The organism is Geminicoccus sp., assembly GCF_036263595.1.
Classification (GTDB): Bacteria; Pseudomonadota; Alphaproteobacteria; order Geminicoccales; family Geminicoccaceae; genus Geminicoccus.
This window is the reverse complement of sequence record NZ_DATAGQ010000216.1, coordinates 26863-38294: the sequence shown is the minus strand read 5'-3', so window position 1 is coordinate 38294 and position 11432 is coordinate 26863. Positions and strand designations below refer to the sequence as shown.

Sequence of the window (11432 nt, the reverse complement as noted above, 5' to 3'; positions counted from 1 at the left end):
GCCTGGTCGAACAGCTTGGCGAGTTCCGGCGACAGGTTGACCTGACCGGCACCGGGGCCCTCCACCTTGGGCAGCTTGCCCAGGGAGAGCTCGGTCTCACGCAACGCGACCTTCGGGTCGCCGCCGGCCGAGCGGATCAGGTTGGCGGCGAGGCCTTCCTCGTCGTCGAGCAGTACCTTCAACAGATGGATCGGCAGGAGTCGCTGATGACCTTCACGCAGCGCCAGCGCCTGGGCGGACTGCACGAAACCCTTGGCCCGATCCGTATACTTCTCAAAGTCCATACGGCACCTCCTTCAAAGGCTCCTCGTATCCCGAGCGAACCATCGGTCACGGGCCTCGCAAGAAGCACCCGCACCGTATTGAACTCGAAGGTGGGATGTCGTTGATCCTACGCAAGGACTTGAAATTCAACCTGACATACAGTGCCGAATCAAACAGATGCCGCTTGTTTCTGGTCCTGGCCGGCCCGCCTGAGGACGATGCAACGACCGATTCCGGCAAGGTCCGGCCGGACCGTCACCGCCAAGCCATGCCGGTGGAACCAGTCGGCTAACAGGGCGTCCTGTCCCCGGCCGATCTCCAGCAGGACCAGGCCGCTTGGCTTCAACAGCCGCAACAGGTCGGGTGTCATCGACCGGTAGGCTTGGAGCCCGTCCGCCCCAGGCGACAGCGCCTGGTCGGGCTCGAAGGCAAGCTCAGGTTCGAGGTCGGCCAGATCGGCCCGGTCGATATAGGGCGGGTTGGAGACGATCAGGTCGAAGGCGCCATCGATCTGTCGGCCCCAGCAGCCTTGGACCAGCAGCACGCGGTCATCGACACCAAGCGCCTCGGCGTTCCTCCGGGCCCAGGCCAGCGCCGCTTCGCTCGTGTCGACCCCGACGCCGCTCGCCTGGGGGAATTCGGCCAGGAGGGTCAGGAGCAGGCAGCCGGAGCCGACGCCCAGGTCGAGCAGGCGCAGCCGCTCTGACCTGTCGGGCCTCGCTTCCAGGGCGGCATCGATCAGCGTCTCCGTCTCCGGCCGCGGCACCAGGACACCCGGCCCGACCGCAAAGGGCCGCCCATAGAACTCCTTCGTGCCGGCCAGATAGGCAAAGGGCTCGCGCCGGCAGCGCCGCGTCACCAGTTCCTCGAGCCTTGCTTCCTGCTCGCCCGGCAGCTCCGCCGTTCCGTCCGCCAGCTGTTCCATCCGGCTCCGCCCGGTGGCCAGATCCATCAGCAGCATCGCCTCGCGCCGCGGACTTTCGACGCCGGCAGCGGCAAGCCGCGCCGCTGTGTCCGCCAGTGCTGCAGCGACAGTGGTCACCCCAGCTGGGCCAGCTTGCGCGCCTGGTCCTCGGCGACCAGCGCATCGATGAACCGTGCCAGTCCAGGGCCGGCGATCACCTCGTCCAGCGCGTAGAGGGTCAGGTCGATCCGGTGGTCGGTCACCCGGTTCTGCGGAAAGTTGTAGGTGCGGATCCGCTCGGACCGGTCACCGCTGCCGATCTGCCCCTTGCGGTCAGCCGAGCGTTCCTTGTCGGCGCGCTCGCGCTCCTGGTCGAACAGCCGGGCACGCAGGATCTTCATGGCGCGCGCCTTGTTGCGGTGCTGCGAGCGCTCGTCTTGCTGGAACACCACGATCCCGCTCGGGATGTGCGTGATCCGGACCGCACTCTCGGTCCGGTTGACGTGCTGGCCACCGGCTCCGGAGGCGCGCAGCACGTCGATCCGCAGGTCCTTGTCGTCGATCTGGATATCGACCTCCTCGGCCTCCGGCAGCACGGCCACCGTCGCGGCCGAGGTGTGGATCCGGCCACCACCCTCGGTGACGGGAACGCGCTGGACCCGGTGCACCCCGGACTCGAACTTCAGCTTGGCGAAGACGCCGACGCCCTCGACCGCGACGGCGACTTCCTTCAGGCCGCCAAGATCGGTCTCGCTCTCGCTCAGCACCTCGAACTTCCAGCCCTGCAGGGCGGCGTAGCGCTGGTACATCTTGAACAGGTCGCCCCCGAACAGGGCCGCCTCCTCGCCCCCCGTCCCGGCCCGGATCTCCAGGATGGCGCTGCGGTCGTCGGCCGCGTCCTTGGGCAGCAGCGCCAGGCGAAGTGCCAGTTCGGCAGCGTCCAGCCGCTCGCGGGCACCGGGCAGGTCCGCTGCGGCCAGCTCGCGCATCTCCGCGTCCTGCAGCAGGAGGTCCAGGCCCTCGACCTCCTGGCGCGCGGCCCGGTAGGCATCGATTGCCTCGATGACCGGCCGCAGCTCGGCCAGCTCGCGGGACAGTCGCACGACGTCGTGACGGCTTGGCTCGGCCAGCAGGGCTTCCAGCTCTTCCTTGCGGGCCAGGATGGGGTCGAGGTCGAGCGTGGCGGACATGGCGATCGCGGTCGGTGGAAGGGCGCCCTCCTGTCGGCGAGGTGGCCCGGTGGGTCAAGTGACGATGCGCGCGCTTTCCATTCCCTCTTCCTCGTCGCGGGTGCGCAGCCGGCTGGCGGCAAGTTCGCCCTGGCGCTCGAGGATCGGGTAGGCCACGGAAACGACATGGGCATGGACCCGCTTGAGGTCGCGCATGATGTCCAGGTGCAGCGCCGAGCTGTCGCGCGTATCGACCCGCCCGCTTGTCAGGCGAGCCATGTGGCTGTCGGTGTAGCCTCGCTCCAGGTCCCGGATCTTCGCCTTCGCGGCGAACAGGCGGCGCGCCAGCTCGATGTCCGAGGTCAGGAACACGGTGAAGGCCAGTTCCATGTCGCGCAGGATCTCTGCGTGGAACGCCTCGATTTCGGTCAGCCCGATCGGAGAGAACTGGATCCTGTTGCGGATCTTCCTTGCCGCGAGGTCGAGGAGGTTCTTGTCGATGATGTCACCGACATGTTCGAGGTTGGTGACGAAGGTCAGGATCTCGACCTGCCGCCCGCTCTCCTTACGGTCCAGTTCCCGCTGGGCCAGGTCGGTGACGTAGATCTTGATGGCCTCGTGCAGGCGATCGACCACGTCGTCCTGGTCGCGGATCTGCTTGAGCAGGCGCGGATCGTCCGAGCGCAGCACGTCGATCACGCCCCGGAACATGGCCTGGATGACCTCGCCCACCCGCAGCGTCTCACGCACCGCCGACGCCAGGGCGACCGAGGGCGTGTCGAGCGCATCCTGATCCAGGAAGCGGGCGGCGCCCGGATCCGAGGCGGCCGGCTGGTCCGGCAGCAGGCGCATGAGCAGGCGGTCCATCGGGCCGGTCACCGGCAGGAAGACCAGCGCCAGCAGGATATTGAAGCCGATATGGCTGCCGATCGTGAGGATTTCGGGCGGGACGGCCTGCTCCAGGAAGGGCAGCACCATCGGGATGAAGGGCAGCAGGACCAGCGCAGTGATGGCACGTTGCAGCAGGTTGCCGAACGGAGCACGGCGGCCGGCGGGCGGAGCACGGACGGTCGAGACGGCGGCAACGATGCCGCCGCCGGCATTGGCACCCAGCACGAGCGCCAGCGCCAGGGGCAGCGGCACCATGCCGGCCGCGACGAACGAGGAGACCAGGAGGATGATCGCCAGGCTGGAGTGGAGCAGCCAGGTGAGCAGGGCCGCCAGGAGGAATCCCACCAGCGGTGTGTGGGCCAGCGCGCCCATCAGCTCCGCCATCACCGGTGACGCCGCCAGCGGGCCGGCTGCGGCCACAATCTGCTGCAGCGCCAGCAGCACGAGGCCCAGCCCGATGCCGACCCGCGCCAGGCTGCGCACCTTGCCGTTCTCCGTGGCGAGGAAGGCGGCCACGCCGAGAAACAGCGCCAGGAACGGCAGCCAGCCGATCCGGAACGACAGCAGCAGGGCGATCAGGGCACTGCCGAGATCGGCACCCAGCATCACGGCCAAGGCCGGGCCGGTCTCGACGATCCCGCGGGCAGCGAAGGAGGCGACCAGGACCGAGGTGGCGGTCGACGATTGCAGCAGCATCGTGACCATCAGGCCCGCGCCGAAGCCGATGAAGCGGTTCTGGACCGCCTGGCCCAGGAAATGCCGGAGGCTAGCGCCGAACGCACGGGTCATGCCCGTGCGCACCATGCGCACGCCCCACAGGAGGAGCGCTGCGCCGCCCAGCAGGTGCAGGAGGATGTCGGTACCGTCCAAAGCGTCAGCGGCCTTCAGATCAGGACCGCCTACGACATCGGACTGTCACACCATTGTCAAACGTCGCCGGCTAGCTGGACTTGCTCAGTTCCGACAACAGCTCGCCGCGTGGCACGCTGCGCTCGGCACCGGTGCCGAGATCCCGCAGCTTCACGACACCGGCCGCAAGTTCGTCGTCGCCGAGGAACAGGGCAGCCTTGGCCCCCAGCCGGTCGGCCCGCTTCATCCGCTGCCCGGGCTTGCCCTTGTAGCCCAATTCCACGACGTGCCCTGCCCGCCGCAGCTCACCCGCCAGTTCCCAGGCCGCCCGCTCGGCCATGGGTCCGATGGGGACGATCGCCAGCGGTCGAGGCTCGTCAGGGGCAGCTTCGATCAGCGCTGCCAGTCGTTCCACGCCGGCTGCCCAGCCCACGCCGGGCATCTCCGGTCCACCCATGCTCCGGATCAGGCCGTCATAGCGCCCGCCGCCGAGCACAGTGCCCTGGGCACCCAACTGGGTCGTGACGAACTCGAAGGCGGTGTGGGTGTAGTAGTCGAGCCCGCGGACCAGCCGCGGGTCGAGCTTGTAGGCGATTCCGAGCGTATCCAGGCCCTCGGTCACCGCCTTCCAGAAATCCTGCGAAGCCTGGTTCAGGATGTCGGCCATCAGCGGCGCCTCTGCCACCAGCGCGCGGTCGCCCTCGTCCTTGCTGTCCAGGATGCGCAGGGGGTTCTTGTGCAGGCGATTGCGGCTGTCCTCCGACAGCTTCGCCTCGTGCCCCGAGAAGTAGGCCACCAGCCGGTCGCGGTAGGCCGCCCGGCTTTCCGGATCGCCTAGGCTGTTCAGGTGCAGCACGGTCTTGGACAGGACGCCGAGTTCGTCGAGGATATGGGCACCCAGTGCAATCACCTCGACATCGGCCAGCGCCTCCCCGGCGCCCAGCACCTCGATCCCGATCTGATGGAACTGCCGCATCCGCCCCTTCTGGGGGCGCTCGTAGCGGAACATGGGCCCATGGTAGAACAGCTTCACCGGCAGCGACTGCTGCAACCCGTTGGTGATGAAGGCCCGGGCGACGCCGGCCGTGTTCTCCGGCCGGAGCGTCAGCCGTTCGCCGCCACGATCGGTGAAGGTGTACATCTCCTTCGTCACCACGTCGGACGTATCGCCGAGCGTGCGCGCGAAGACCTCGGTGAACTCGAAGATCGGCGTCTCGATCTCGGCGAAGCCGTAGCGGCCGGCAATGGCGCGCGCCGTCTCGTGCACATGACGATGCCGCCGCATGTCCTCGCCCAGGAGGTCATGGGTACCGCGTACCGGGCGCAGATCGCTCATCGCTGCACGACTTTCGATAAGGTGAAGGTGATGGAGGGCGGGCCGAAGCGCCCCTCCGTTGTCATGCTCGGGCTGGATCCGACGGGGACGCTCAGGCGGCTTCGCGTCGGCTGAAGCGCCGTTCCACATAAGCCTCGACGATCGCCTGGAACTCCTCCGCGATCGTGGGCCCGCGCAAGGTATGACGCTTCTCGCCGTCGATGAACACGGGTGCTGCCGGGTTCTCGCCCGAGCCCGGCAGCGAGATGCCGATATCGGCATGCTTGCTCTCGCCGGGGCCGTTCACGATGCATCCCATCACCGCGACCTTCATCCCTTCCACACCCGGATGGGTCGCCTTCCAGCGCGGCATCTGGTCGTCGAGCCAGGTCTGGATCGACAGCGCCAGTTCCTGGAACAGGGTCGAGGTGGTGCGGCCGCAGCCGGGGCAGGCGGCCACCGAGGGTGCGAACTGCCGCAGGTCCAGCGCCTGCAGCACTTCCTTGCAGGCTTCCACCTCGCGCGCCCGCGACTCGCCGGGCCGCGGCGTCAGCGAGGCGCGGATCGTGTCGCCGATCCCCTCAGTCAGCAGCAGGGACAAGGCGGCGGCCGACGCGACGATGCCCTTGGTCCCCATGCCAGCCTCGGTCAGGCCGAGATGCAGGGCATAGGTCGACCGCCGGGCCAGTTCCTTGTAGACGGCGACCAGGTCGTGGACCCGGCTGAGCTTGGTGGAGATGATGATCCGGTCGGCAGGCAGCCCGAGCGCCTCGGCCTTCTCGGCCGACTGGAGCGCGGAGATGACCATGGCCTCGCGCATGACATCGTCGGCCGGGCGCGGATCCGGGCGCAGCGCATTCGCGTCCATGAGGCCGGTCGCGAGGTCCTGGTCGAGCGATCCCCAGTTCACGCCGATGCGGACCGGCTTCTCGTAACGCAGCGCCGCCTCGATCATCTGCTCGAACTGGATGTCGCGCTTCTTGCCGAAGCCGACATTGCCGGGGTTGATGCGGTACTTGGCCAGCGCCCGCGCCATCTCCGGATGGTCGTTCAGGAGCTTGTGGCCATTGAAGTGGAAGTCGCCGACGATCGGGGTCTGCCAGCCCAGCAGGCGCAGCCGCTCGACGACCGTCGGCACGGTGCGCGCCGCCCCGTCGTCGTTCACGGTGATGCGCACGATCTCCGAGCCGGCCTTGGCCAGCTCGATTATCTGCCCGGTGGTCGCGTCCGCATCGGCGGTGTCGGTGTTCGTCATCGACTGAACGACGATCGGTGCGCCGCCGCCGACGACGATGCCGCCGACATTCACGGAATGGGTACGATGCCGAACGATCTGGCCTAGCGCCACCATGAGAGATCAACCGGTCCCGATATTTTGCCGCCGGGGGCATAACCCGAACCGGCCCTCCGTGTCACGGGTCGCGGCGGATCGCCCCGTCACTGCAGGGTGGTACGTGCCTTCAGCACGGATGGATCGAGCGGCACGTTCCTCAGCACGGCTCCCCTGGCACCCAGCGGCTGCAGCTGGCTGCCATCGACCATCACCCGCAGGCCCCCGGCATTGCCGGTCGACAAGGCCAGGTCGCTGCGGTCGGGCAGCGGGAAGTGCTCGCCTGCCTGCATCAGTCGGGAGCGGGAGAACTGCCGGTCAGCCGAGCGCACCTGGATCCAGGAGGTCTCCGTCGCGATCAGCACGACGCGTGCTTCGCCGGCCAGCGCAGCACCGACACCCGGATCGGGGCGGCCGGTATCGACAGCCACCGCCGCCGCCGCGGGTGCCGGCTCGACGGGCGACCCCGGCACCACCGCCGCGGCAGGATCTGTGGCAGCCAGTGCCTGCGGGGTCCCGGTAGCCGGCGGCAGCGGCGCGGCAGGCTGGCCGGATACGGCCGCGCCACCCGGGGCGGCAGGACCGGCCAGGGGCGGTACGGCATCCGGCGAATGCGTCGCATCCAGCCGGACCAGAGCATCGAGATCCGGGGATCCCGCCGTAGGCGCCGCCGGGGAGGAGACCGGCGCCGGCAGGGACGCCATCTCCTGGGCAGCGGGAACCCGGTCGGTGGTCAGGACAGGGGCGACCGCCACCGTCTCGGGTTCTCCCACAGTCCGGGAGCCGGTGAGATAGGACCAGCCACCATAGCCCAGCCCTACGACCACCAACGCCGCCATGGCGGTCAGCAGGGTCGGGCGCCGCTCGGCCGTGGGCGGGAGAGGATAGTGCAGCTCCGGCTTCGCGACGGCAGATGGCCGTCCAGCCTTGATCCGCCGTGCCAGCTTCTGGCCATCCAGCCCCAGGTGATCGGCATAGCTTCGCAGAAAGCCAAGCGCATAGGGCGCGGCGGGCATCGAGGCATGGTCGCCCTGCTCAAGCGCGAAGAGGTAGGAAGGCTTGATGCGGAGGTGATCGGCGACGTCGTAGAGATCTTCCCCACGCCGCTGCCGCGCCTGACGCAGTTCCTGGCCCACCAGGACGAGCACGTCCTCGGCCGGGCCTACATAGGTGTGCTGGGTGGGAAAAGGTCCTTCGGACATGGATGGGGATCGACCTCGGGGGACGCAGGACAGGACAGCGCCATCTCGTTTCAAGGAATAGCAGAAAACAGGGAACACTCCAAAGATCGAGCATTCCCAGGCAGCCATCACGACATGCAGTCAGGGTCGATAGACACCCGGCGGCAACACCACCTCGTGGTCCTGGGCATACGCTTGAAGTCGGCCACGCAAGGAATGGTCGGAAGCTTCCAGCAATGTCGAAAGATATGCGTGTAATGCGCCAGCATCGATTGAGCGGATCATTGCCTTGACCGGTGCAAGATCGGCCGCGGTGACGGAAAGCTGACGGATGCCCAGGCCGATCAGCGCCATGGCTTCCAGCGGACGACTTGCCATCTCGCCGCAAACCGACACGCGCACGCCGCCGGCACGGCAACGCTTCACGAGGTCGTGGATGAAACCTAGAAAGGGCGGCGACAGCACGTCGTAGCGGTCCGACATCTGCGGGTTGCCGCGGTCGCAGGCGAACAGGAACTGGAACAGGTCGTTGCTGCCGAGCGAGATGAAGTCGACCCGCTTGAGCAGTTGCGAGAGCTGCCAGAACAGCGACGGCACCTCCAGCATCACGCCCACGTCGAGCTTGGCCGGACGGGGCAGCCCGTTCGCATCCAGCCGGGCCAGTTCCATGTCCAGCAGGGCGCGTGCCGCGTCGAACTCGGCTACTTCCGCGATCATGGGGAACATGATGCAGAGCTGCCGGCCACTCGCTGCGCGCAGCAGTGCCCGCAACTGCTCGCGCATCACGCTGGGGCGGTCGAGCATCATCCGGATGGCACGCCAGCCCATGGCCGGATTGTCCTCCGGCGGTGTCCGCCAGTAGGGCAGCTGCTTGTCGCTGCCGACGTCCAGCGTCCGGAACAGGACCGGGAGGTCCCCGACCTTGTCCATCACGCTGCGGTAATACTCGATCTGCGTCGCCAAGTCGGGATAGCGCGGCCGGTTCATGAAGGTCAGCTCGGTGCGGAACAGGCCGATCCCGTCGGCACCGCTCTCGTCCAGGTGAGCCACGTCGATCAGAAACGCGGCGTTGATCGACAGGCCGATCTCAATCCCGTCCCGCGTCACGGACGGCAGGTTGCGCTGGGATTCCAGCACCCGGCGCCGCTCGACCCGGATCAGGATCGAATTGGCGAAGGCCTGTTCGACATCCTCGGACGGGCGGAGGAAGACATGGCCGTGATCGCCGTCGACGGCGATCAGATCGCCCGGGTCGACGGCGGCCATGGCCCCCTCGACCCGCCCGATCATCGGAATGTCCAGGGCGCGCGCGACGATCGTGACGTGGGCGGTCCGCGAGCCCTCCTCGAGGATGATCCCTTTCACCTTCGTGCGGTCGTACTCGATCAGGTCGGCGGCCGAGAGGTTGCGCGCGATCAGGATCGTCTCGGCCGGCAGGCCGGACGGGTCGTGGTGGAGGGTCTGGCCGGTCAGCTGCCGGAGGAGCCGGTTGGCCAGGTCGTCCAGGTCCTGGAGCCGCTCCCTCAGGTAGGGATCGGCCACATGGCCCAGGCGCAGGCGGGTTTCCTCCTGGACGCGCCGGACCGCGGCCTCGGCGGAAAGGCCGGTCTCGATCGTCTCGCGGATCCGGCGCACCCAGCTCGGGTCGTGCGCGAACATCCTGAGCGCCTCGAACACGTCGCGATGCTCGCCAGGACCGAGGTCGGGGTTCTCGACCAGCGCGTCCATCGAGGCCCGGAAGCGCTGCACCGCCACGTCGAGCCGTTCCAGTTCCGTCCCGGTATTCTCGGCGACCAGGCGGGAGATGACGATCTTCGGCTCGTGCAGCCAGGCCCGGCCGATCGCCACGCCTTCGACCAGGCGGGTGCCTTCCAGCCTGGTCGATTCCCGGCGAAGCCCCGCAATGTAGCCGTAGACGTTGAGGTCGACGAGCCCGCCCGAGGCGAACATCTCGGCCAGCACGGTGCCGATGACCTCGAGGGCCTCGACCTCGTCCTCGGAATAGTGCCGGGGCGCCCGGTTCTGGACCGTGAGCACGCCCGCCACCCGGCCGGACCTGAGCAAGGGCACGCCCAGGAACGAGTGGTAGATCTCCTCGCCCGTTTCGGGGAAGTAGCGGAAGTTCGGGTGGGACTGCGCGTCGGCCGTGTTGACGACCTTGCCGGTGGCAGCGATCGAGCCGACCAGACCCTCGCCCACCCGCATGCGCACACGATGGACCGCGTCCGCTGACAGGCCTTCGGTCGCGAACAACTCCAAAAGATCGCCGGCACGCTGCGCATAGACTGAGCAGACCTCCGCGACCATGTCGGAGGCGATCATCCGCACGACCCGGTCGAGGCGCTGCTGCGGCTCGAGCGGGATCGCCGCCACCTCGATCAGCCGGCGGAGCAGCCGCCGCGACGCCGCCGTCTGGTCGTAGCTGCGCAGCCTGTCACCCGTGGACGGGTCGACCGCCCCGTGCCGCGGGGCCACGGCGCTACGCCGCTGTCGCGGGCAAGGCACCCGCCTGGGCGGTGCGTGCCAGCGCTGTCTCGGTCTGCGCGACCAGCTCGGCCAGGATCGCGGCCACCGGCTCGACCGCCTTGACGAAGCCGACGCTCTGCCCTGCCATCAACGATCCCTGCTCGACATCGCCTTCGACCACCGCACGCCGCAGCGCCCCTGCCCAGAAACGCTCGATCAGCAGCGAAGCTTCTTCGAAGCTGGTCTCGCCGCGGCGATGGCGGCCGATCACGTCGATCTGGGTCTCGATGAAGCGCTGGGTGCCGGCATTCGCGAGCCCGCGCACCGGGATCACCTTGAAGGCCGGATCGACCTGGACGGAGGTCACCGCGTCGCGGGCGCTGGCCCGTACAAAGGCCTGCTTGAACGCGGCATGGGCGATCGATTCGGTCGCGGCAGCAAAGCGCGTGCCCATCTGGACGCCGGACGCGCCCATCCGCAGGTAGGCCGCGATCATCTCGCCATGGCCGATCCCGCCCGCCACGAATACCGGGACATCGGTGACGAATGGCAGGATCTCCTGCGCCAGCACCGAGGTCGATACCGGGCCGATATGGCCGCCGGCCTCGCTGCCCTCGATCACCAGCGCGTCGGCGCCGGAGCGGACCAGCTTCTTCGCGAGCGCCAGGGTCGGCGCGAAGCAGACGAGCTTCGCACCGCCCTTCTTGATGGCCTCGATCGTGTCCTTGTGCGGGAGCCCGCCCGCCAGCACGACGTGACCCACCTTGCGGTCAAGGCAGACCTCGACCAGCCGGGGCAGGTCCGGATGCATCACGATCAGGTTGACGCCGAAGGGAGTCGAGGACATCGCCTGGGTGGCGGCGATCTCCTCGTCCAGCCGTTCCGGGAGCATGGCACCGCAGGCCAGGACGCCAAAGGCACCCGCCTGCCCGAGCGCGGTGACCAGGTTGCGCTCGCTGACCCAGGTCATGGCGCCGCCCAGGATCGCCAGCTCGCAGCCAAGGAACCGGCGCCCCTTGCACGAAGCGGCCGTCAGCAGCGGATGCGGAGGCAGGATCGTCAC

At 68.3% G+C, this 11432-nt stretch carries 9 protein-coding genes; all 9 read right to left on the bottom strand.

The genetic code is table 11. The features are described 5' to 3' along the window. A partial coding sequence (locus VHL31_RS24010) for a Clp protease N-terminal domain-containing protein (protein WP_329663778.1) occupies nt 1–284 on the bottom strand: 284 nt, incomplete at its 3' end. 149 nt (nt 285–433) lie between these two features. After that, a complete protein-coding gene (gene prmC, locus VHL31_RS24005; protein ID WP_329663777.1) occupies nt 434–1306 on the bottom strand; it encodes a peptide chain release factor N(5)-glutamine methyltransferase in 873 nt (290 codons plus the stop codon). Then, nucleotides 1303–2358 carry a peptide chain release factor 1 gene (prfA, locus tag VHL31_RS24000; RefSeq protein WP_329663776.1) on the bottom strand — a complete coding sequence of 352 codons (1056 nt, stop codon included), beginning with the start codon at nt 2356–2358 and terminating at the stop codon, nt 1303–1305. The genes prmC and prfA overlap by 4 nt, the downstream gene beginning before the upstream one ends. A gap of 54 nt (nt 2359–2412) precedes the next feature. Continuing rightward, entirely contained in the window at nt 2413–4098 is a 1686-nt protein-coding gene (locus VHL31_RS23995; protein WP_329663775.1) for a Na/Pi cotransporter family protein, read from the bottom strand. A gap of 70 nt (nt 4099–4168) precedes the next feature. Then, nucleotides 4169–5413 carry a histidine--tRNA ligase gene (gene hisS, locus VHL31_RS23990; protein ID WP_329663774.1) on the bottom strand — a complete coding sequence of 415 codons (1245 nt, stop codon included), beginning with the start codon at nt 5411–5413 and terminating at the stop codon, nt 4169–4171. 91 nt (nt 5414–5504) lie between these two features. After that, nucleotides 5505–6743, bottom strand: a complete 1239-nt coding sequence (ispG, locus tag VHL31_RS23985) for a flavodoxin-dependent (E)-4-hydroxy-3-methylbut-2-enyl-diphosphate synthase (protein WP_329663773.1) — start codon at nt 6741–6743, stop codon at nt 5505–5507. 86 nt (nt 6744–6829) lie between these two features. Then, nucleotides 6830–7924, bottom strand: coding sequence for a helix-turn-helix domain-containing protein (locus VHL31_RS23980; protein WP_329663772.1), 1095 nt, complete (start codon nt 7922–7924; stop codon nt 6830–6832). A 120-nt stretch (nt 7925–8044) separates the two neighbouring features. Further along, nucleotides 8045–10378 carry a phosphoenolpyruvate--protein phosphotransferase gene (gene ptsP, locus VHL31_RS23975; protein ID WP_329663771.1) on the bottom strand — a complete coding sequence of 778 codons (2334 nt, stop codon included), beginning with the start codon at nt 10376–10378 and terminating at the stop codon, nt 8045–8047. Between the two features lie 4 nt (nt 10379–10382). Then, nucleotides 10383–11432, bottom strand: a complete 1050-nt coding sequence (locus VHL31_RS23970; protein ID WP_329663770.1) for an NAD(P)H-dependent flavin oxidoreductase — start codon at nt 11430–11432, stop codon at nt 10383–10385.

Coding starts and splice junctions, on each gene's coding strand:
- prfA (WP_329663776.1), bottom strand. CDS start 2,358: ATGTCCGCCACGCTCGACCTCGACCCCATCCTGGCCCGCAAGGAAGAG.
- hisS (WP_329663774.1), bottom strand. CDS start 5,413: ATGAGCGATCTGCGCCCGGTACGCGGTACCCATGACCTCCTGGGCGAG.
- ispG (WP_329663773.1), bottom strand. CDS start 6,743: ATGGTGGCGCTAGGCCAGATCGTTCGGCATCGTACCCATTCCGTGAAT.
- VHL31_RS23980 (WP_329663772.1), bottom strand. CDS start 7,924: ATGTCCGAAGGACCTTTTCCCACCCAGCACACCTATGTAGGCCCGGCC.